The sequence below is a fragment of the Rania fehmarnensis genome (assembly GCF_056494185.1).
Map to the genome: position 1 here is coordinate 7,946,193 of NZ_CM151398.1, position 24,630 is coordinate 7,970,822.

Annotated in this window: 7 protein-coding genes; all 7 read left to right on the plus strand. The window is 53.3% G+C overall.

The annotated features are described in order from the left end of the window. Positions 1–96: 96 nt before the first annotated feature. The 7 genes from SH573x_RS27055 (at position 97) to SH573x_RS27085 (ending at position 24,609) form a co-directional block, all read left to right on the plus strand. On the plus strand, positions 97–10,749 hold the full coding sequence (locus SH573x_RS27055; RefSeq protein ID WP_479351177.1) for a beta strand repeat-containing protein: 10,653 nt from the start codon (positions 97–99) through the stop codon (positions 10,747–10,749). A 1,240-nt stretch (positions 10,750–11,989) separates the two neighbouring features. Next, a complete protein-coding gene (locus SH573x_RS27060; protein WP_479351178.1) occupies positions 11,990–13,399 on the plus strand; it encodes a lipopolysaccharide biosynthesis protein in 1,410 nt (469 codons plus the stop codon). A 106-nt stretch (positions 13,400–13,505) separates the two neighbouring features. Next, the gene (locus SH573x_RS27065) at positions 13,506–14,789 is read left to right on the plus strand and encodes a hypothetical protein (RefSeq protein ID WP_479351179.1); all 1,284 of its coding nucleotides are present in this window, start codon (positions 13,506–13,508) and stop codon (positions 14,787–14,789) included. After that, the gene (locus SH573x_RS27070) at positions 14,786–15,844 is read left to right on the plus strand and encodes a glycosyltransferase family 4 protein (protein ID WP_479351180.1); all 1,059 of its coding nucleotides are present in this window, start codon (positions 14,786–14,788) and stop codon (positions 15,842–15,844) included. The genes SH573x_RS27065 and SH573x_RS27070 overlap by 4 nt, the downstream gene beginning before the upstream one ends. A 3-nt stretch (positions 15,845–15,847) precedes the next feature. Continuing rightward, the gene (locus SH573x_RS27075; protein WP_479351181.1) at positions 15,848–17,089 is read left to right on the plus strand and encodes a glycosyltransferase; all 1,242 of its coding nucleotides are present in this window, start codon (positions 15,848–15,850) and stop codon (positions 17,087–17,089) included. A gap of 19 nt (positions 17,090–17,108) precedes the next feature. Further along, on the plus strand, positions 17,109–18,644 hold the full coding sequence (locus tag SH573x_RS27080; protein ID WP_479351182.1) for a GumC family protein: 1,536 nt from the start codon (positions 17,109–17,111) through the stop codon (positions 18,642–18,644). Positions 18,645–18,657: 13 nt separating this feature from the next. Beyond that, positions 18,658–24,609 (plus strand): non-ribosomal peptide synthetase, encoded by a 5,952-nt coding sequence (locus SH573x_RS27085; protein ID WP_479351183.1) that lies wholly within the window; start codon positions 18,658–18,660, stop codon positions 24,607–24,609. The last annotated feature ends 21 nt before the right edge of the window (positions 24,610–24,630 follow it).

The window sequence follows — 24,630 nt, forward strand, 5'->3', positions numbered from 1 at the left end:
TGTCGCGAGGCAACTTGCCGGCTTACATACTCTTTGAAAATTGATATGTTTCCTGAGAGCTAAGTTGATGACCATCTAACCCTCAGGAATCGGACAATGTCAATTGGCAGCTTGTTTTCGCAAGTCCCACCCTCGGCCAGCGCGCAGAAGTCCCGTCATAATCGCAAGAATATAAACCGCAAACGCAGACTCGCGCGACGCAGTACGGTAGAACAGCTAGAACTGCGAACCATGCTGTATGGTTTGGCGTTGGGCCAAGAAGTCCACGAAACCATGGGTACGGTGGGCGATCTGGACCAATATGAGTTCAGTCTCAGCCAACCGACGCGCGTGGCGATCGACGGTTTAACGGCGGATGCTTCCGTCGCATGGACGTTGAAGAACGATTTCGAGACTTTCGTTCCGCTTCGCGATCTGACAAGTCAGACACTGGTTCTGAACCTGCCTGCCGGCGATTATTCGCTCGACTTTGCATCGCAGTCCGAGTCGACTTTTGGCTACTCCTTTCGGCTTGTTGATTTGCATACACCCACCGCGATTACGCTGGGCACGCAGGTCGATGGAACTCTCAATCCGGCTGGGGCTTTGAACGCATTCCGCTTTAATGCCAACGCGGGCGACGTGTATTCTTTTGATGCTCTGACGGCCGATCCACTGAATGCTGCCTGGCGGTTGCTCGATCCACTGGAACGCGATGTATTTGCCACGGGACTGGGTAACGATGCGACTGACATCAGTCTTGTTTTAGCCGGCGAATACCTGCTGCTGATCGATGGCAACACCGCCGATGCAGGGGAGTTGTCGTACAGCTTTCAGGTGGACTACGTTACGAACAATCCACCAACCCCAGTTGTTGGAGCTCCACTGACTCTGGGGGAAACGATTTCGTCTTCGATTTCAGTCGCAGACGAGCAAGACGATTATCAATTCACGTTAGCCACTGACTCGCTCGTTTACTTCGATAATCTGGTGACAACCGGCGGTATTACCTGGAGTCTGCGCGGTCCAGATGGCGTGGTCGTGATCGATCGACCATTGGAATATGACTGGTGGGCCGGCTATAGATCTGACTTTCAGCTCATCGCAGGCGACTACCAGCTCACGATCGATGGGGTGGATGCAACCGTCGGGGATTACTCCTTCACGGTACTCAACTTGGCAACCGCGACACCAGTTGCATTGGAGGCGGTGACGACCGACACCTTGGATCCGGTTCAGGAGACTCACGCCTACAAGTTCGAATTGACGGCAGGAGATTCGATTTATGTGGATTCTCTGGATGCTGAAGTAGGCAATGCGCGCTGGTTGCTGCTTGATCCAGCAGGGCGACAAGTTGCGTCCAGCGGGGCTGTGATCGATATGCAAGTTCAAGTTCCCTTGACCGGCACTTATACGCTGCTGATTGAAGGATATTTTTATGATTTGACCGCCGTCGACTATTCGTTCGCCGTACACAGCATCGAAGTCTCGCCAGTTGTGCCGCTAGTTTTCGATACGCTGGTTGCGGGCGAGATCTCTGGACCAGGTGCAGTCGATGTGTACAGTTTCTCACTGGCCAGCACCAGTCTGCTCTATTTTGAGCCGTTTTCGTCTGATGGTGGTATTTCGTGGTCTCTAACCGGTCTGGGTGGTACCACGTTCTTCGGTCACGACTTGAGTTACGACTGGCGGAATGGCTATCCCATGACCTTTAGCCTGCCCACCGGTGATTATATTCTGACCGTTGATGGCAACGGAGAAACGATTGGCAACTACTCATTCCAAGTGCTGAACTTGGGAATCGCGTCTGCGCTGGTTCTCGACAGCGTCACCTCGGGCACGCTTGACCCTGCTTCGGAAACGCATGCCTACAAGTTCTCGGCTACTGCTGGTGAGAGCTTCTTCTTCGATTCACAGGACGCTGACGTAGCTAACGCCCAATGGCGCTTGCGCGATTCATTAGGACGCGAAATCACCTCTGCTGGCGCTGGTAGCGATATGCAAACTCAAGTGCCACTAACCGGCACTTACACGCTCTTGATCGAAGGTTACTTTGATGACACCGAACTGGTCGACTACTCGTTTGTAGTTAGCAAAATTGAGGTCTCGCCGGTTATTCCGCTCGTGCTTGACACACCGTACACAGATTCTATTGACGAACCAGGTGTAGTCGATGTGTACAGTTTCTCGCTGGCCAGCACCAGTCTGCTGTATTTTGAGCCGTTATCTTCTGATGGTGGTATCTCGTGGTCTCTAACCGGTCTGGGTGGTACCACGTTCTTCGGCCATGACTTGAGTAACGACTGGCGCAATGGCTATCCCATGACCTTCAGCCTGCCCGTCGGGGATTATGTGCTGACCGTTGATGGTAACGGAGAAACCGTTGGCAACTACTCGTTCCAAGTGCTGAACTTGGGAAATGCGCCTGCGCTAGTTCTCGACAGCGTTACCTCGGGCACGCTGGACCCTGCTTCGGAGACACATGCGTACAAATTCTCGGCTACTGCTGGTGAGAGTTTCTTCTTCGATTCACAGGACGCTGACGTAGCTAACGCCCAATGGCGCTTGCGCGATTCATTAGGACGCGAAATCACGTCTGCTGGCGCTGGTAGCGATATGCAAACTCAAGTGCCACTAACCGGCACTTACACGCTCTTAATCGAAGGTTACTTTGATGACACGGAACTGGTCAACTACTCGTTTGTAGTCAGCAAGATTCAGGCCTCACCGGTTATTCCGCTCGTGCTTGACACACCGTACACAGATTCTATTGACGAACCTGGTGCAGTCGATGTGTATAGTTTCTCGCTGGCCAGCACCAGCCTTCTGTATTTTGAGCCGTTCTCATCTGATGGTGGTATCTCGTGGTCTCTAACCGGTCTGGGTGGTACCACGTTCTTCGGTCAGGACTTAAGTTACGACTGGCGGAATGGCTATCCCATGACCTTCAGCCTGCCTGCCGCAGATTATGTGCTGACCGTTGATGGTAACGGGGAAACGGTTGGCAACTACTCGTTCCAAGTGCTGAACTTGGGAAGTGCGCCTTCGCTAACTCTCGATAGTGTCACCTCAGGTACGCTTGACCCTACTTCGGAGACGCATGCTTACCAATTCTCGGCCGCCGCTGGAACGCGATTCTATTTCGATGCCCAGGATGCCGACGTCAGCAATGCACGCTGGCAATTGCTCGATCCGCTGGGGCGGCCAGTGGTTAGCAGTGGGGCCGGTAGCGATATGCAAGCTCAGGTGCCATTGACCGGTAACTACACGCTCTTGGTCGAAGGTTACTATGGTGATACGCCCCCAGTCGATTATGCGTTCTCCATTCATCAGATCGTGGTTGCCACCACGCCGTTGCCGCTGAACACTCCAGTTGCAGGCGCGATTTCTGATGTGGGCGATGAGAATGTTTACAGTTTTTCGCTGGCCAGTAAAAGTTATCTGCATTTTGATGCCTTGTCAGTTAACGGTGATTTCCTGTGGACTCTGCAAGGCCCCGCCGGAACGCATTTCTCAAATCGCCGCATAGATCAGGACCAATCGATTAGCAATCCGACTCCTGGACTAATTGCCGGCGATTACTTGCTGACTGTCTCAGGCGACAATGGCAGTACCGGAGACTACTCGTTCCAAGTGCTCGAACTGGCCTCGGCTGGCTCAGCAATTACACTTGGTTCTCCTGTGGCCCAGATACTCACCCCTGCAGGCGAGACCGACGTTTACACATTGAATGCCACCGCGGGAGATGCCTTCAACTTTGATTCTCTGGTCGAGTCGTCGCCGAATGCCATCTGGCGGCTGATCAATCCGTATGGGCAAATCATCTTCACGTCCAGTCAAGGAACGGATGCCACGGATGTGCGACTGGCGGTGGGCGGAGAATACTATCTTTTGATCGAAGGTTACCTCTACGATTCAGGCGATCTCGCGTACGAATTTCAAGTTGATTTCATTGACAATGTTCCGCCTGAACCGTTCATTGGTTCACCCTTGAACTTGGGTGACCTGGTGACTGACTTGATCTCGGATAGTTCCGAAGTTGATCAATACACGTTTACATTGTCTGCTGACAGCCTGTTGTACCTCGACGCACTTTCATCGACCGGGGGTATCTCCTGGACACTAATGGGCCCCACCGGGACAGTGATCGATAATCAACTGTTCGAAAGTGATGGAATTCACTGGTCGGGTTCAGGCAGTCAGTTACTCAGCTTGCCAACGGGCGACTACGGTCTATCAGTGCAGGGACCAGGCGGTGTCACGGGTGCTTACGAATTCCGTCTATCAGACATCGCTGCTATTACCCCATTTAGTCCTGGATCGACGATTACTTCTCAGCTTTTCCCCGGTAACAATACCGATATCTATCGCTTCGACGCCAGCGCTGGTGAGCGTTTCTATTTCGACTCCCAATCGCCGGCAACCTACAATGCCGCCTGGCACTTGTTTGATCCTCTGGGGCGATCCATGGTGTCGACGTATCAGTATGCAGATATGGGTACCATCACCGTACCGCTTACCGGTACCTATACGCTGATGTTCGAAGGCGTGTTCGGCAATCCAGATCCGGTTGACTACACCTTCAACGTCCAGCCGGTAATCGACGGCGGCGACATTCTGCTAACTCTTGGCACCAGCTACGACGATTCAATCGACACAGCAGGTGCAATTGATCGCTATACATTTACTCTGTCTGCCGACAGTCAATTGTATTTTGATACGTTGAATGCGAGTGGGGCTATCAACTGGACACTAGTGGGACCGTCAGGAACCCTGGTCCCTAACCGTGGCATCAGCGATGACGGTATCGGCTGGTCGGGCTCGTCTAGCTCTATACTCAGCCTCACCGCGGGACAATATGCTCTATTGGTGTACGGAAACGGTGAGGCCACGGGCTCTTATGAATTCCGTCTATCAGACATCGCTGCTATTACCCCATTTAGTCCTGGATCGACGATTACTTCTCAGCTTTTCCCCGGTAACAATACCGATATCTATCGCTTCGACGCCAGCGCTGGTGAGCGTTTCTATTTCGACTCCCAATCACCAGCAACCTACAATGCTGCCTGGCACTTGTTTGATCCTCTGGGGCGATCGATAGCGTCGACGTATCAGTACGAAGATATGGGCACTATTACTGTAGCACTTGACGGTACCTACACGCTGATGTTCGAAGGCGTGTTCGGCAATCCAGATCCGGTTGACTACACCTTCAACGTTCAGCCGGTAATCGACGGCGGCGACATTCTGCTAACTCTTGGCACCAGCTACGACGATTCAATCGACACAGCAGGTGCAATTGATCGCTATACCTTTACTCTGTCTGCCGACAGTCAAGTGTATTTTGATGCATTGAATACGAGCGGGGCTATCAACTGGACACTAGTTGGACCGTCAGGAACCGTGGTCCCTAACCGTGGCATCAGCGATGACGGTATCGGCTGGTCGGGCTCGTCTAGCTCTATACTCAGCCTCACCGCGGGACAATATGCTCTATTGGTGTACGGAAACGGTGAGGCCACGGGCTCTTATGAATTCCGTCTATCAGACATCGCTGCTATTACCCCATTTAGTCCTGGATCGACGATTACTTCTCAGCTTTTCCCCGGTAACAATACCGATATCTATCGCTTCGACGCCAGCGCTGGTGAGCGTTTCTATTTCGATTCCCAATCACCAGCAACCTACAATGCTGCCTGGCACTTGTTTGATCCTCTGGGGCGATCGATAGCGTCGACGTATCAGTACGAAGATATGGGCACTATTACTGTAGCACTTGACGGTACCTACACGCTGATGTTCGAAGGCGTGTTCGGCAATCCAGATCCGGTTGACTACACCTTCAACGTTCAGCCAGTAATCGACGGCGGTGACATTCTGCTAACTCTTGGCACCAGCTACGACGATTCAATCGACACAGTAGGTGCAATTGATCGCTATACATTTACTCTGTCTGCCGACAGTCAATTGTATTTTGATACGTTGAATGCGAGTGGGGCTATCAACTGGACACTAGTGGGACCGTCAGGAACCGTGGTCCCTAACCGTGGCATCAGCGATGACGGTATCGGCTGGTCGGGCTCGTCTAGCTCTATACTCAGCCTCACCGCGGGACAATATGCTCTATTGGTGTACGGAAACGGTGACGCCACGGGAAACTACGAATTCCGTCTATCGGACGTCGCTGCCATTACCCCATTTAGTCCCGGAACGACGATTACTGGTCAACTTGTTCCGGGCAGCAACACCGATATATATCGCTTCGACGCCAGCGCGGGTGAACGCTTCTACTTCGACACTCAATCACCAGTAACTTACAATGCTACCTGGCACTTGTTTGATCCACTTGGGCGATCCATGGTGTCAACGTATCAGTATGCAGATATAGGTACCCTTACCGTACCACTTGACGGTACCTACACCCTAATGTTCGAAGGCGTGTTCGGCAATCCAGATCCGGTCGACTATCAGTTCCGGGTGCAATTGGTTGATCCAGAGCCTGCGGATACGACGTTGTCTTCGGCTTCCATCGCTGAGAACATGCCGGCGACCTCGCTTGTTGGGCTGTTTGATACCAGCGATGTGGATGAAACCAGCACGCCGGTCTATAGCCTGGTAAGCGGGACTGGCGATGCGGATAACAGCTTCTTTGCGATCAGCGGTGGCCAGCTGACCACTACGGCAGCGTTTGATTTCGAGACGAAGTCTAGCTATTCCATTCGTGTTAGCACGACCGATAACCTGGGGCTGATGTTCGAGCGGGTGTTCACTATCATGGTGACCGACGTCAACGAGGCACCCACCGATTTGCAACTTGCACCCAGCAGCATTGCCGAAAACTCGGCGTCCAATACAGTTGTCGGATCTCTCACCTCAACCGACCAGGATGCTGACAATACGTTTACCTACACGCTGGTGACCGGAACCGGCAGCACTGACAATGGCGCCTTCACCATCAGCGGTGCGACACTTGTGGCCAAAGAAGGCTTCAATTTCGAAGCCAAGAACAGCTACGCAGTGCGTATTCGCACTACAGACCAAGGCGGTTTGTTCTTCGAAAAGTCCTTAGTCGTCGATGTGCTGGACATTAACGAAGCGCCCACGGATATCGCCCTGTCAGCTGCAACCATCCCCGAGAACTCGCCAGCTAACACCGCAATTGGAGTGCTCTCATCCACCGACCAAGATGCAGGTCAATCGTTTACCTATACACTTGTCGCTGGAACAGGCAGTACTGATAACGCCCTCTTCACCCTTACAGGTAACTCGCTCTCAGCCAATTCGGCCTTCGACTTCGAGACCCAGAGCAGTTACTCGGTTCGGGTGCGGACTACCGATCAAGGTGGACTGATGTTCGAAGAGATCTTCGTGATTGGTGTCACCGATGTCAACGAAGCTCCCACGGACATCGCCCTCTCGGCCTCGTCGATTGCCGAGAATTCGCCCGCCAATACTGTGATTGGAACGCTTTCGTCGACAGACCAAGATGCAGGTCAAACCTTCACCTACGCACTGGTCGCTGGAACAGGCAGTACGGATAACGCCCTCTTCACCCTTACAGGTAACTCGCTCTCAGCCAATTCGGCCTTCGACTTCGAAACCCAGAGCAGTTACTCGGTTCGTGTGCGGACCACCGATCAAGGTGGACTGATGTTCGAAGAGATCTTCGTGATTGGCGTCACCGATGTCAACGAAGCGCCCACGGACATCGCCCTCTCAGCCTCGTCGATTGCCGAGAATTCACCAGCCAATACTGTGATTGGTACACTCTCGTCGACAGACCAAGACGCAGGTCAAACCTTCACCTACGCACTGGTCGCTGGAGCAGGCAGTACAGATAACGGCTCTTTCACCCTTACAGGTAACTCGCTCTCGGCTAACCTGGCCTTCGACTTCGAAACCCAGAGCAGTTACTCGGTTCGTGTGCGGACCACCGATCAAGGTGGATTGATGTTCGAAGAGATCTTCGTGATTGGTGTCACCGATGTCAACGAAGCTCCCACGGATATCGCCCTGTCAGCTACGTCGATTGCCGAGAACTCGCCAGCTAACACCGCCATTGGGGTGCTATCCTCCACCGACCAAGATGCAGGTCAATCGTTTACCTATACACTGGTCGCTGGAGCAGGCAGCACAGACAACGCCCTCTTCACCCTTACAGGTAATTCGCTCTCGGCTAACCTAGCCTTCGACTTCGAAACCCAGAGCAGTTACTCGGTTCGGGTGCGGACTACCGATCAAGGCGGACTGATGTTCGAAGAGATCTTCGTGATTGGCGTCACCGATGTCAACGAGGCGCCCACGGACATCGCCCTGTCCGCTACGACGATTGCCGAGAACTCGCCAGCTAACACCGCAATTGGGGTGCTCTCATCCACCGACCAAGATGCAGGTCAATCGTTTACCTATGCACTTGTCGCTGGAACAGGCAGTACTGATAACGCCCTCTTCACCCTTACAGGTAACTCGCTCTCAGCCAATTCGGCCTTCGACTTCGAAACCCAGAGCAGTTACTCGGTTCGGGTGCGGACTACCGATCAAGGTGGACTGATGTTCGAAGAGATCTTCGTGATTGGTGTCACCGATGTCAACGAAACTCCCACGGATATCGCCCTCTCGACCTCGTCGATTGCCGAGAATTCGCCAGCTAATACGGTGATTGGTACACTCTCATCCACCGACCAAGATGCCGGTCAAACCTTCACCTATACACTGGTCGCTGGAACTGGCAGCACAGATAACGCGGTCTTCACGATCACAGGTAATTCACTCTCGGCCAACTCGGCCTTCGACTTCGAAACCCAGAGCAGTTACTCGGTTCGTGTGCGGACTACCGATCAAGGTGGACTGATGTTCGAAGAGATCTTCGTGATCGGTGTCACCGATGTCAACGAAGCTCCCACGGACATCGCCCTCTCAGCCTCGTCGATTGCCGAGAATTCACCAGCCAATACTGTGATTGGTACACTCTCGTCGACAGACCAAGACGCAGGTCAAACCTTCACCTACGCACTTGTCGCGGGAGCAGGCAGTACAGATAACGGCTCTTTCACCCTTGCAGGTAACTCAATCTCGGCTAATCTGGCCTTCGACTTCGAAACCCAGAGCAGTTACTCGGTTCGGGTGCGGACTACCGATCAAGGCGGACTGATGTTCGAAGAGAGCTTCGTCATCACGGTCACCAACGTCGAAGAAGCACCAACCGACATTTTACTCAGCGCGTCATCGATTCCTGAGAACTCAGCTGCCAACACCGCGGTGGGAACTTTCTCGACTACAGATCCTGACGGTCCGGGCAGCTTTATCTATACGTTAGTGACGGGTGCTGGCGATACCAACAACAATGCGTTTACCATCACTGGGAACACGCTGACGGCAAACTCGAGTTTTGATTTTGAGTCGCAAGCCAGTTACTCCATTCGTGTGCGGACGATGGATTCGTCCGGACTGACACTGGAAAAGTCGCTGATTATCAATGTCACGAATGTGAATGAGTCGCCGCTCTTGACGGTGACCGAGTCACACGTGTCAGGCAATGTGTCTACTGTTTTGGCAAACAACGGAAACTGGAGTGATCCTGAATCGACCATCGTGACGCTCAGCGCTTCTGTCGGTGATGTTGTTCGCAATGCCGATGGCACATGGAGCTGGACGTACACTCCTACGATCGGTGTCGATGACGCGACGGTAACCATCACCGCCGATGACGGATTCAATACCAGCCAGGTCACCTTCACCATTGATGTTTTCACGACGGTGGCCGACACTGGTTTCTACTACAAGGGCAGCAGCTTTGCGTCTAGTAGCGTTGATGCCGCGATTGCGCCCAACAAGAACTTGGCTCGGGCTGGTGCGGTCCCGGTTGTCTTGACCTATGAAAACTTGATCAATACGACTCGTGGTATTAACGGTCTGGTATTCGATATCGCTGGCCTGACTGCCAGTTCGCTCTTGGCCAGCGACTTTAGTTTCAAGATGAGCCCACAAGGGAACTTCAATGAAACCGCCAATGCGCCCAGCACTTGGGCCGATGCGCCGACACCTTCGGCGATCATCGTTACCCCAGGTACACCATCGACACCCGCGCGGGTTCGCATCGAATGGCCCGATAACGCGATTGCCAATCGCTGGCTACAGATTCGTGTGTTGCCCACTAGCAACACTGGTCTCAGTCAAGCCGACGATTATTATATCGGCCACCTTCAGGGGGAAATGAACGGACAAGTTCTGGCCGGAGCCTTCTTTGTTAGCAATGCCGACTTGGTGATGGTCAACCCAATTGGTGGTGTAGCAACCATTGATAACAATCGAGACGTCGACAAAGACGGCTTTGTCCTCAACTCGGACGGCGTGGCCATCCGTAACTCAGTGATTGCCAATCGAGTGCTACGGCGAATTACGATTCCCGCTATCGGCAGCGTCGCTGAATCGCGCGGCGAGAAGCTGGTCGTTTCCGAGAAACTCTCGGGCAATGCCATGAGCCTGGGAAGTCTGGCGGCACCGCAGCCCATCACAGTGCAACTGTCCACAGTAAACTCGCCATCGCGTACAAACTCGCGCGCAGAAGTTGTCAATCAACAAGTGCCGCCAGGTAATCCGTTGATGATGGCTACTAGTTTGCCCGTGGTCGGCTCCGGTCTCGTAACTTCCTCGACGTCCGCCAACTCGTCCTCTAAGATCTCGAGCGCAGCGGTCGACGAAGTGTTCGGCGATTTCGAAAGCCTGACCTCCGTAGAGCGGCTGTCCCCAGCCGCTCGGCGCCCGCTCTGAACGATTGCGGCCCGCTCGGGAGGGCGAAGGTCCTCCTGAGCCAAACACCGTAATGAAGTACGGACATAGGTCCGGGCAATGACGCTTATTGAAACGCAGAGTTCGCAGAGTCCGCAGAGAAAACGCTGAGTACACAGCCAGTCTGCGTTCGACATGTCTTCTCTGCGATCCTCTGCGTCTCTGCGTTTATAAATGGGAACCTGCTAACCAAATTCTCAACCGCCCTCGCGCCCGGGAGGGCGAAAGTTCTCCCGAGCCAAACACCGTAATGAAGCACGGACACAAGTCTCGGGCAATGACGCTTATTGAAACGCAGAGTCCGCAGAGCCCGCAGAGAAAACGCTGAGAACACAGCCAGTCTGCATTCGACTTACTTCTCTGCGATCCTCTGCGTCTCTGCGTTTATAAATGGGAACCTGCTAACCAAATTCTCAACCGACCCCGCGCCCGGAAGGGCGAAAGTTCTCCCGAGCCCAACACCGTAATGAAGTACGGACATAGGTCCGGGCAATGACGCTTATTGAAACGCAGAGTTCGCAGAGTCCGCAGAGAAAACGCTGAGTACACAGCCAGTCTGCGTTCGACATGTCTTCTCTGCGATCCTCTGCGTCTCTGCGTTTATAAATGGGAACCTGCTAACCAAATTCTCAACCGACCCCGCGCCCGGAAGGGCGAAAGTTCTCCCGAGCCAAACACCGTAATGAAGCACGGACACAAGTCTCGGGCAATGACGCTTATTGAAACGCAGAGTCCGCAGAGCCCGCAGAGAAAACGCTGAGAACACAGCCAGTCTGCATTCGACTTACTTCTCTGCGATCCTCTGCGTCTCTGCGTTTATAAATGGGAACCTGCTAACCAAATTCTCAACCGACCCCGCGCCCGGAAGGGCGAAAGTTCTCCCGAGCCCAACACCGTAATGAAGTACGGACATAGGTCCGGGCAATGACGCTTATTGAAACGCAGAGTTCGCAGAGTCCGCAGAGAAAACGCTGAGAACACAGCCAGTCTGCATTCGACTTACTTCTCTGCGATCCTCTGCGTCTCTGCGTTCATAAATGGGAACCTGCTAACCAAATTCTCAACCGACCCCGCGCTCGGAAGGGCCCGATTATGCCTTGGGTAGCGGCTGTACCGCGGGCAAGTCTGCTGGTGGACTACTGTGATCCGGATGTTGATGGCTTTTTGATGCTGCAGCAAATACGATAGTCGACTGGGCACTGACCCCAGGAGCGACTAGGCGATGCTGAATGAAACTAAACGAACTCAAAAGCGTTTGCTTCGCGAGAGCGTTTGGGTCGTGGGTGGGCGTGTCGTCGGGATTGCAACGGCGATAGGTGCCAACGTCGTACTGGCTCGGGTTGTATCGCCGGCCGACTTTGGTCTGTACTTCGTACTAGCCAGTATCCTGACATTTGCCACTTTGATGGCCATGTTCGGACTCAATACGGCGTTGGTACGCTTTGTTTCTGAGAGTATTGGCTTGCGTGATCTGCGGCAAGTCAGACTTATTCTACGCCGCGGGTTTCTTCTAGCATTCGTAGCCCTGATGGTCGGCGGCGCACTATGCTTTGCATTTGTGCAAGCGTTTGGTCAGCAACTCTTTAACATCCCGAATGTTCAGTGGGTCGCACTTCTGCTGGCCATCGGCGTAGTCGCTTGGGGAGTCATTCAGCTTTGTGCGGCTTTGCTACGCAGTTTTCACGATTCGCGTTGGTCGATCTTGTTGACTGGCCAATTTGGCGGACCCCTGTGCAATACGCTGTTTATCTTGTCGATAGTGGGACTATACATCCTAACGGCCCCTGTCAGTCTAGAACAAGCCGTGTTGTGCAGTGCAATTTCTTTGTGTGCTGTGATGCCGTTGGCAGTGAAAGCGCTGTTTTCAATCGGCAATCGTCGCTTGCTTGAACTGACCGAAGCGCCTGGCGCACCTGCGACCATTGATTTATCTTGGATAGCCTTGTTATGGGTCTGCTGGCCCTTGATGTTGACTCAATGTTTGTCGTACGTAACTGGCCAAGCTGATATCTGGATTGGTGGAACCATGGTTTCGCATGAAGACATGGCTCTCTATGGTGCGGCTCGGCGGTTGATGTTGCTGATTGGCATTCCGATGCAATTAGTCAATCTAACTGTAATCGCCTCGATTGCAGAATTGCGGGCCCAAAACAAACTTCAAGAACTGCAAAGGATTCTGCGCTCGGCGGCCACCATGGCAGCTCTACCTGCCCTGTTGGTGTCGATACCGATTGTTGCTTTCGCCCCGCAAATATTGGGGCTGCTCTTTGGGCCATTTTATGTCGAAGGCGCCAACATCCTGCGTCTGCTCTGCATCGGTCAGATTGTGTTTGTGTGCGCGGGAGCCGCCGAGTTGACGTTGATGATGGCTGGCCAACAGTTAAAAGCTCTATGGATTAATCTCGGCACTTCAATAGCCATGTTTACACTTGGTGTTTTGCTAACTCGCAACTGCGGCATTTATGGTCTAGCAGTGGCGTGGAGCATAGTGGTATCGCTTCAGTGTATTGGTTTTTGCCTGTGTGCCCGGGTATCGGTAGGTGTATGGACGATCATGGACCTGAGCCTTTTGTCGCACAGTCGGCACAGCTATACGTTCTTGATGGAGAAAGTACTGAAAAAAGGGCAGTAGGCAACTTGCAGTAGCTCGCCTGGGAAATCCCGTAATTAGTATGGCGTAGGGGGGTGAGCGTTAAGCCATTTAACTGAGAAATCAGATTTTTGATGAGCAAGGATCAATGCCCTTTTCGCTGCCGATTAAATCGAACAAGACCAACTACTGGGCGCAAGCTGCGGCCTCACTATGCCAACCAGGCATGGTGTTCATGCCGCTGCTGATAGTCGGTGTCGTGCTTTGGTTGTGTCCATCGACCGAAGGAGCGTCAGGCTATCGAGTGCGTGAAGAGCTGACATTCGGTAGCATCCTTGTGCTCTCCGCATGGTACGGAGGCATCTTTGCTTGTGCGGCTCTGGGACAATACGTGGCTGCCGCTCTACCCAAGTTGACCGTTATGTCGAGTGATGCCTTCCGACCTCAAACTTTCTACTTCGTTCTGTCGATGTTGGCGATGATTGGCGTAGCAGGCGCTTGGATGGCAGCGATGCGTGGTGGGCCAGGCCTTATGGAACTAGTGCGAACGCAGCAGTTCAATCAACTGAAAGATGCGCTCTATGAAAACTATAACCATCTGTACTCGCTGCGTTATGCAGCTTCATTAGTCGGTGGTTATGCGCTGTATAGACTTGTCTTCCAAGGCAAGTTTGGTTGGTTGGATGCCATTAACTTTTGTCTCTTGCTGGCGGCAGCTGCTTTATCCGCTCGCATTCTGATTGCACAAGCGGTCTTGTTTGCCGGCGGACTAGCCGTGCGTTTTGACCAGCTACGACATGTCAGCACTCACGCTATCACGCCGACCGTATTGGGACTGGGCGCACTAGTGATCTGTTTCACTTGGGTCCGAACCGCGGGCAGCTACCGTGAGTATTTCGGTGTCGAGAATCCGATAGCGGTAACCTTCCTGGAAGTTCAACGCTACTTGGGCGCTCCCGTCCAGGCCAGCGTAGGAGTTGCACGCATTGCCATCGACCACCCATCGCGGGGTGCAACGCGTAATGTAATCAAGTACATCACCCCGACCTTCATGCACCCAGCAGACATGAGACCCAACGACAATTCGGGTGGTGTTGGCGACCAATGGTACTTGCGCAAAGTCGATGTCGAAGAAACTCTGACGACCAACTCTGCCTTTGTAGAAATGTATGGCGACCTGGGCTATTGGTCGTTTCCGATCATGGCGTGGATTGCATTCTTGATGTCAGCCGTAGGCAGCTACTTTTTCCGCGCGGAGAACTTGCTGTGTTTGATCGGCTGCATCGTCCTGTATGCCTTCTTTGAGTTGTGGCGTACCTATTACTTCGCCGCTGGTTCGTTCACATTTTTGATCTTGGCTGTGCTGCTGGCGGCCGCTGGAACTCGACTCGTTCAGAAGTTGGAAAGCCCTGCTATGGAGAGCCTCGCATGAACGCCTTAACCAACTTGATTCAATACGACGCCCGTTGGGAGACACAGCAAGGCATTGGACGTTTTGCCCGCGAGCTCCATCGACGCTTACCAACTCTTGTCAGTCAACCGTTGACTGGTCGGCCCACAAGTCCGATTGATTGTGTGCGACTGGGCTACAAACTCTGGAACCGTCAACAAGCCTTCTTCTCGCCTGGTTACAATCCGCCGCTAACGCTGCCACTGGTTCCGATTTGTCCATTCATTTTCACGATACACGACTTGATATTCGTGAATTATCCGGGTGAAGCCTCTTGGGCCAAACGTCAGTACTTCAATTATGTAGTCCGGCCAGCGGCGCGTCGAGCATTCAAAGTCTTGACGGTCTCTGAGTACTCCAAACGCGAAATTATGCACTGGGCAGGACTGGCGGCGGAGCGTGTGGAAGTCGTTTACAACGGTGTCGGCGAAGCGTTCACCGCTACCGGCCCACGCCATCAAGCTTCACCCTACATGTTGTATGTCGGCAATCAACGCGCTCACAAGAACGTTGATGGCTTGCTGCAAGCGTTCGCATCTATTCAATCACAAACCAAGCTGGATCTGGCCATCACCGGTACGGCGTCGCCTCATACTGCCCAAGTCATTACCGAGCTGGGCTTGGGTGATCGCGTGCATTTTCTCGGTGCACTCTCGGATACAGATCTCGCCGCCGCCTATCGTGGCGCAGTAGTATCCGTGATGCCATCCCAGTACGAAGGCTTCGGCTTGCCAGTTATCGAATCGATGGCCTGTGGCACACCGGTGGTATGCAGCAATGTTACTTCGTTACCCGAAGTCGCAGGTGAGGCAGCCTGGCTGGTCGAACCGACAGCCGCTGCCATTGCAGCTGGGCTGATGAAGCTAATAGACGATTCATCATTACGAGATGAACTTTCCCAGCGAGGGATCGCACGAGCGGCCATGTTCACGTGGGAGGCGGCGGCCAGTAAAGTCCGCGCAGTCTTCGACGAGTTGGCTGAAACCGTTGTACCACTTGAAAAAGTGGAACACTCCGTTAGGGCTACGGTAATTTAATCCATGCGTAAAATTGCGGTAATTCATGAATGGCTAGCCAGCTATGCTGGCTCGGAACGGGTTGTTGAACAATTCTTGATTCAATATCCCGAAGCCGACCTGTTCGCAGTCGCCGACATTCTGCCAAAGAATGAGCGTGCCTTCCTGCGAGGTAAAGTCCCCAAGACCAGCTTCATCCAGAAGCTACCCATGGTGCGCAAGCTGGTCAGAAACTATCTGCCGCTGATGCCCATGGCGGTCGAGCAATGGGATCTGTCGGAATACGACTTGATCATCTCGTCGAATCACGCTGTGGCCAAAGGTATCATCACTGGACCTTATCAACTGCACATCAGCTACGTGCATACCCCCATCCGCTATGCCTGGGAGTTTCAGTACCAGTACTTGCGTGAAAGCAATCTGGAACGTGGACTACGCAGCATGCTGATTCGCGCCATGTTGCACTACGTGAGATTCTGGGACTATGTCGCCGCCAGTCGCGTCGATGTGTTCGTAGCCAACAGCGAGTTCATAGCCAATCGCATTCGCAAATGCTACGGTCGAGATGCCGAAGTGATCTACCCACCGGTCGACGTGTATGCCTATAGCCCGAACTATAACAAAGACGATTACTACCTGGCCGCCTCGCGTTTAGTGCCTTACAAACGCGTCGATTTGATTATCGAAGCCTTTAGAAAAATGCCCGATCGCAAACTGTTGGTTGCCGGTGACGGCCCGATGTACAAGAAGCTCAAGGCAATCGCGCCTCACAATGTCGAGATGTTAGGTTTCTTGCCACATGACCGACTGAAGAAGCTCATGCAACGCGCCAAAGCGTTCGTCTTCGCGGCCGAAGAAGACTTTGGCATCATGCCGGTAGAAGCTCAAGCTTGTGCTACTCCCGTCATCGCCTATCAACGCGGTGGCAGTCTTGAAACTGTCATCGACGGCGTAACTGGCTGCTTTTTTGAACATCAAGAGGCAGACAGCATCGTCGATGCAATCGAACACTTCGAAGCCACTCAACAGCAATTCGATCTCTCCGCAGTCCGTCGACATGCCGAGTATTTCCGTCCCGAACGCTTCAGGCAACAAATGCGTGACTTTGTGGAACTCGAATGGACACGTCGCAGCGGCAGACGGCGTAAACCTTATACCGCTGATTACAGGGCCGATCTTGCTCACCCCATGGATCACTCTGCGACCTTGAATCCCGAACTACCTATCACCTCGTTATCGTCAGAGACGATTGATGTCGGTACATAACCTGAGGAGAATACAAGTCATGTTTTCGTCGACTAGCTCTGATGCAGCGCTCAATCTTTTCGAAGCGTGTTGGAACAATAAGGGTAAGATCTTCATGGTCTTCGCTCTCGCGATGGCGGCAAGTTTAGGATACTTGTACGTCGTCGAGCCACGCTTTACCTCGGAAGCCAGTCTCTTCGTGCGTTTGGGCAAAGAAACAGTAGGTTTAGATCCCACGGCCACGACCGGCCAAACTATTGCCGTGCAAGATTCTCGTGAGAAAGAGATCTTTTCGGTTCAGACGCTAGTCCAAAGCCGCACGGTTTTGGAACGAGCTGTCGACAAGATTGGCCCCGATCGCATCCTGGAGGCCAAAGCCAAGAAGGGCAAATCCAGTTGGTTTCCCATCGACATGAAGACGATTCAATCGTTCAATCCAGTCTACGTCGATAGTCCGCGCGATAAAGCCATTGAAGCCCTCTCCAAACGCTTGGAGATCTTTAATCCTCGAAACACGACCATCATTGGTCTGCGTTACGAAACAATTGATCCCGCCCTGGCAGCCAATGTACTTAGCGAAGTTATTCAAGCGGCCATCGATACCCACGTGCGGGTTCACCAAAACGAAGGCTCGAGCAGATTCTTTGAACTGCAAACTGAAGAACTCGGTAAACAAGTCGCCGAGATTGAAGAGGAATTGTTGGAGTTCAAGAACTCGACTGGCTTCTCGGAAATGGGCCAGCAACGCCAACTCAAGATCGCGCAGATTTCACAGCTCGAAACGGCTCTATTGGATGCGACCGCCATGCGACAAACGGTTGAAGGCGAAGTCGATTCGCGTCGGTCGATTCTGAGTCAACAACCTGGCGAAGTGAAGCTGGCCGAAACAACCGGCTTGCCAAGTTCCGCCAGTCAGGGCATGCGTGAGCAACTTTATGCCTTGCAACTTCAAGAAAAAGAACTGCTGGCACGCTACAACCCTGACCATCCCAATGTACGTAGCACTCGCGAGCAGATTGTCGCCGCTCAACGCACGCTCAACGAGGAAGAAGCTCTGAAGCAAGTGACTGTTGGCCTGAACCAGTCGCGGCGTGAAATGGAGTCATCATTGCTGAACCAGCAGGCAGTTGCCGCTTCGCTCCGCGCCAAGCAACGCATCTTGGGTGAACAACTGACCGAAGCCAGATCAGAGCTGAAGAACATCAATGAAAATGAGCTGCGGCTGGCCCAAATCAATCGCAAGCTCGATTTGGCTCGTCGCAACTACGAAGACTACGCGCAGCGCTACGAACAGACTCGTATTGATCTAGCCCTGAGCGAACGCAATCTTTCGAACCTGAGCATTCTGCAGTCACCCAGTCAGTCGAAGATTCCTAGCAATCCCAAAGTCATGCTGACCATGTTTATGGGAGCTACCATCGCCGCCTTTTTGAGCTTGCTGATTGCGGTGGCTTTTCACCTGCGACGGCGCGTACCCACCAGCCACAGCCCGACCAGGCACTCGGCTGTCATCGAACTCGAACTGCCTTCACGTGATGGTTCGAAGGTCGAAGAAAGCCATATGCAAGTAGCTTGAGGAAGTTGACGAATTGAGTTCTGCAAAGTTTGGAGAAAAACAGAACAGCCCCTTGGCTGTTCTCATGACCCAGGTTGAGCAGGATCAGGTTGATCTGTCTTCCACCTTCTGCGAGCGGCTCTCGGAACACGAGCGCCGCCTGATCGAGAAGTGGAACGCCACAGAGAGAACCTGGTCTGACGATCCCTGCTTGCATGAGCTGTTCGAAGCTCAAGTGCTTCGTTCGCCGGATGCGCCTGCCGTGATTTGCGGCGGCAGCGTTCTGAGCTATCGAGACTTGAACGAACAATCGCAGCGAGTGGCTGCGCGCTTGATCGCCGCCGGTATTCAACCTCAAGAACCGATCGGTGTCTTGGCTGATTGCAGTCAACACGCAGTCGTTGGGCTGCTAGGGATTCTCAAAGCTGGTGGTGCGTATCTGCCGCTTGACACAACGCTGCCAGAGGAACGACTACGGTACTTCTTGGAAGATGCGGCTGTACGTATGGTCGTGGGCCACTCTAGCCAGCCCGACTGGCTAGGGCAGGCAGAGATCACTTTTGTCGATACGCGCGACTTGCCACCTACCGAGCTCGCGCGCTTTCCAAAAGTGCCCGCCGACAATCTGGCCTATGTCCTGTATACCTCCGGTTCCACAGGTAAAGCCAAAGGCGTGATGCTGAATCATCGCGGACCGGTTAATACTGTTCGCGATATCAACGATCGTTTCAATGTTCAGTCGACCGATCGAGTGCTGGCCCTATCGTCGTTCGGTTTCGACCTGTCCGTGTATGACCTCTTCGGCATGCTGGCAATTGGCGGGGCCATTGTTCAGCCTACGCTCTCACAATCACGCGATCCTGAGCAGTGGAGTCAACTAATACGGCAACATGCGGTCAGCATTTGGAATACTGTACCCGCGCTGATGGATATGTTGGTCACCTACTCGGAAGCGCGGATTACCTATTCCAGCCTCCGGCTGATTATGCTCAGCGGTGACTGGATTGCAGTTTCATTGCCCGCTCGCATTCGAGAGGCGACTCCAGAAGCGCAGATCGTTTCTCTCGGTGGTAGCACGGAAGCTTCGATTTGGTCCGTTCTCTATCCAATTGACCAGGTCGACCCTCAGTGGCGCAGCATTCCTTACGGCACGGCCATGCTTAATCAACGTCTCTATGTCGTTGATGCCGATTTGAATTTATGTCCGATTGGCGAAGTAGGTGAATTGTGTTTGGCAGGTATCGGAGTCGCTGAAGGTTATCTCAATCGAACAGAACTTACTGCCGAGCGCTTTGTGCCCGATCCATGGGATGCAGGCACCCTGATGTATCGCACTGGTGATCTTTGCCGCTATTTGCCCGACGGCAACTTGGAATTTCTAGGGCGACGAGACCATCAAGTCAAAATTCGTGGCTACCGCATCGGCTTGGGCGAGATCGAATCGGAAATCGCCCGCTTGCCGAATATACGCGAGGCAGCCGTCATTGCCAGCGAAGAAGCCGCTGGTGCCCGCCTGTTGGCCTACGTAGTTTTGGATTCAGGTCACGCTCTCACCCTAGAGCAACTCAATGCACAACTCGGGCAAGTACTCCCGGAATACATGCTTCCATGCGCGCTGGTAACATTGCCGGGGCTGCCGCTCAGTCCCAATGGTAAAGTCGATCGACGACTACTGCCACAACCGTCGATCAAACGCGCAGCGGCCGACATACGATTACCGTCGACAACCACGGAAATGCTGGTCAGTAGCCTTCTCTGCAAACTCTTGAAATTGCCTCAACTGGATATTCGTGACGACTTCTATGCGCTGGGTGGTAATTCTCTGTTAGCAGTTGCACTCGTCTGCCAAATTCGTAACGCATGCGGCATTCAGCTTTCCGTGCCCGACGTCTTGACTAAGTCACTTAACACTATCGAGTTGGCCAAACTAGTCGACGCAGGCAGCCACAGCGAGTGCGAACCTGCGGCTCTGCCAGAGATGACCGCTGGAAACACGCGACTGACTCGAGCGCCGCTTTCTTATTCGCAGCAACAGCTGTGGGTCGTCAACTTCCTGGAGAACAAACGCCAACGATACAACGTTCCGCTGGTGTATGAGATTGAATTGCCCGAAAATCGCAACACCCAAGCGTCGCTGGCCTGCGGCAATGGTTTGAGTGTGGAAGCACTGCAGTTTGCACTCAATGAACTAATCAGCCGCCATGACATCTTGCGGACGGTTTATGTGGCGAACGATTCGCAGTTGGAGCAGATCGTACTGTCCACTAGTGAGCTTGAACTACATTGCGTCGACTTGACTGCTCTGTCGTTTGATGCCCAACAATCGCAATTCGCTCGCTACGCACACGAACTGGTTACTCAGCCGTTCAATCTGCACGAAGACATGCCGATTCGCGCGGCCCTCTACCAGCTCGACGAAGCAACCTGGCGACTCGTGCTGTCCATTCACCACATTGCCATCGACGGATTGTCGATCAACTTGATCCAACAAGAGATCGCTGAGCGTTACCAGGCTTTCGTCAGCGGTTGCACCAGTAAGAAGACGAATCTGCAACATCAGTTTGCCAATTTCGCCCAGTGGCAAGCGGAAAATATGCCACCCACTGTCTTCGCGGCGGAGCGCGAGTATTGGCGCGAGCAGCTCAGGGGACCATTGCCAGTGCTGGATCTGCCAGACGACAAGATTGCCAGTGCTGATAGCGAAGGCGAAACAATCTATCTTCAACTGAGTAGATCGCTGTTCGAGTCCGTCACGCAGTTTGCCAAGGACAGTCAGGTAACGCCCTTCATTGCGCTACTGGCCGCCATCAAAGCCGTGTTCTACCGGTACACTGGGCAAGAGGATATTGTCATTGCCTCCGCCGTATCCACACGTAGTGACAAAGCCACGCAAGATTTGATCGGTTACTTCATCAATGTCCTGCCTCTACGCACACGCTTTTGTGGCAGCCACAGTTTCTCCGATCTGTTAACGCGAGTGCGTGCCACAGTTTTGGGCGCGCTAACCCATCGACAATATCCGCTAGAATTACTCAAGAAGGAACTGCTTTCGTCAGAAATCGCTGGCCAAGATCCATTTCGCGTCATGTTTGTGCTGGAGGATGAACCAGACGCTCTGCAACTACCTGGATTGTCATGCAGGTCGGTACCTATCGACAATGGAACCGCTAAGTTCGATTTGCTGATCGCTGCGTTTGTTGGTGCTGATACCATTCGCTTCGAGCTTCAGTATCGACGCACTTGCTTCCACCGCCAACGCATCGAAGCCTTCGCCAGGCATTTGCAATCGATGCTCGAGGCTGTCGTTCACCACCCCCAAGAGCGGATTGATTCTATCGACTGGTTGCCTGCCGATGAACTGTCAAGTATTAGCGGACAGTCCGTGGGTGTAGCTCCTGCATTCTTGCAAACCTTCAGTCAGCAAGTTTCCCAGAACCCAAACTTGCCTGCCTTGAGCTTTCGTGACAGCCAAGTTGAATACGCCGAACTTGAACATCGCAGTCAAGCTCTGGCAGCTTGCTTGCAATGCTGTGGGATCGGTCCCGGTCAACCCGTGGGCATTTACATGCCTCGCTGCTCAGAGATGATTGTGGCAGTATTGGCAGTCCTGAAGAGCGGGGCTGCTTATGTGCCGATTGATCCAACCTGGCCTGACAAGCGACGTGAACAAGTTCTGCAAGACTGTCAGCCAGCTCTAGTGCTGACGCTTTCACAAATGAACGACCTGCGTGTCGCAGCGCATGCGGTGCTGCCACGTTTGGACTGCGATACCTTCGATTACTCAAGTCTAACTGCCCATGACTACCAACAGGTTGAAATAGCCGCTGAGAGCATCGCGTACATTCTGTATACATCGGGTTCGACAGGACGTCCTAAGGGTGTCGCCATGCGGCATGGGGCTTTGAATAACCTGGTTGACTGGCAGGGCCGCACGTCCACGGCCGGATCATCAACTAGAACTTTGCAGTTTGCATCGCTAGGTTTCGACGTCTCATTCCAGGAGATCTTCGCGACCCTGGCCACCGGTGGCCAGTTAGTGCTGGTTGATGAGGAACTGCAACAGGACTTGAATCGTCTCTGGAAGTTCATCGTTAGCGAAAACATCGAGAGAATATTTGTGCCGTTTGTGGCCTTGCGTGGACTGTGTGAGATTGCCGGCGACCAAGCTAACCGAGCAGCGCTCAAGGAAGTCATTACCGCGGGTGAACAGCTGCAAATCACGCCGGCTGTGCGCGACTTTTTTGCTCAACTGCCTGACTGTCGTTTGTGGAATCAGTATGGACCAACTGAGACCCACGTGGTCACCGCCCACTTGCTGACTGGTGCCGCCTCGCAGTGGTCTGCCAGCCCTTGTATCGGCCAACCCATCGACAATTGTCGCGTGGTGCTGCTAGACCGCAATCAGCAACCTGTACCCCGTGGCTTTGAAGGCGAATTGTACTTGGGCGGTGAATGTTTGGCCCAAGGCTATTTTCGCAATGATCCACTGACTGCGGAGAGGTTCATTGCACGCCCAGTCCACGGTCACTTCCCGGATGAACGCCTTTATCGCACTGGCGATTTAGGATACCTGAACTGGGAAGGTCAGCTCCAGTTTATGGGGCGCAATGACCATCAGGTCAAAGTGCGCGGTCATCGCGTTGAATTGAATGAAATCGAACTGGCCCTCACGCAATGCGCAGGTATCCAGCAAGCCATAGTCTGCTTGCACCATTGCGGAGCTGGATCGCAGTTGCGTGCCTACATACTGGGTAACCAAGCCGAACTGGATACAAGTTCCATTCCAGCGCAACTGGCAGCCACGTTACCGGCCTATATGATTCCACAGCAATTCGTAGTCGTCGACCGTTTTCCGACTACCGCCACAGGTAAAGTAGATCGCCAGTATCTGGCCACGCACCAGGCTGAACAAAAACAGCCAGTTTCACTTGTGCCGGACGATGTCGAACAAGATCCAGTAGTCGTGAGGCTGCTGTCGATCTGGCGATCAGTCCTCCAGCATGATCAACTAAATGCTGACTCCAACTTTTTTGACTGCGGCGGTGATTCACTGGCGGCGGCCATATTGTTCTCGCGCATGGAAGCAGAGTTTGGCCGAGCGATCTCGATCGATACCTTGGTCAAATGCCCAACCATGCGACTGCTGGCAGACATCTATCGCGACGAACAAACTCACCACCTCGAACGTTGGGACAAACTGGTTCCCCTGCAACCGCTGGGGACGCAATCACCAATTATCTGCCTGCCCGGAATCGATGGGCACTTTCTGAACTTCCGGCATATGGCAAGGTTGTTGGGTGATGATCGGCCCATGTTTGGCCTGCAGCCCGTGGGTTTAAACGGAATCGACACTCCCCTAACCGACATGGTGGCGATGGCAGCCGATCACGTGCATACCTTGCGTGAAGCCATGCCACATGGCCCATACAATCTAGTGGGTTTCTCGTTCGGTGGAATTGTGGCCTATGAAATGGCCCAAATCCTGCGGCGCGACGGTCAAGAAGTTGCCCTGGCACTGATTGATTGCTCTACTGGTATTCCGCTGAAAGCTTCCCTGCTCCAAAGCTTAGCGTTTCATATTCGTTACGCATGCCAACTGCCCGCCGATCGACGCTGGCATTACTTAATGGAGAGGATTCACGGATACTGGCTGGGCATTCAATTCAAACTTAAGCTGATCAGCTGGGAGCAGCGACTAGAAGGATTGATCGATGTTAAAGGTAGCTACGCGCATGTCGCTGCCGTGAATATGCAGGCTTTGTCACATTACCGGCCAACGTCGGCACAGGGGCCGGCAGTCTTGTATCGAGCCAAGTTGCGAGCCAATTGGCCTGGAGAGGATCGAACAGACCCGTCTGCTTCTTGGTCTCCACTGTTTGCACCGGGACTATTTCAGGTAGTCGATATCGAAGGTGCGCACGCGAATGTCTTGAGTCGTCCTAACGTCGATGAACTGGTCGCCCATTTTCAGACGATTTTGCACTAGGCACGTGGACGCGTCCACGTG

What these genes read in the sequence shown, in the direction of transcription:
- SH573x_RS27060 (WP_479351178.1), top strand. Translation starts at nt 11,990, where the DNA reads ATGCTGAATGAAACTAAACGAACTCAAAAGCGTTTGCTTCGCGAGAGC.
- SH573x_RS27080 (WP_479351182.1), top strand. Translation starts at nt 17,109, where the DNA reads ATGTTTTCGTCGACTAGCTCTGATGCAGCGCTCAATCTTTTCGAAGCG.
- SH573x_RS27055 (WP_479351177.1), top strand. Translation starts at nt 97, where the DNA reads ATGTCAATTGGCAGCTTGTTTTCGCAAGTCCCACCCTCGGCCAGCGCG.
- SH573x_RS27075 (WP_479351181.1), top strand. Translation starts at nt 15,848, where the DNA reads ATGCGTAAAATTGCGGTAATTCATGAATGGCTAGCCAGCTATGCTGGC.
- SH573x_RS27065 (WP_479351179.1), top strand. Translation starts at nt 13,506, where the DNA reads ATGCCCTTTTCGCTGCCGATTAAATCGAACAAGACCAACTACTGGGCG.
- SH573x_RS27070 (WP_479351180.1), top strand. Translation starts at nt 14,786, where the DNA reads ATGAACGCCTTAACCAACTTGATTCAATACGACGCCCGTTGGGAGACA.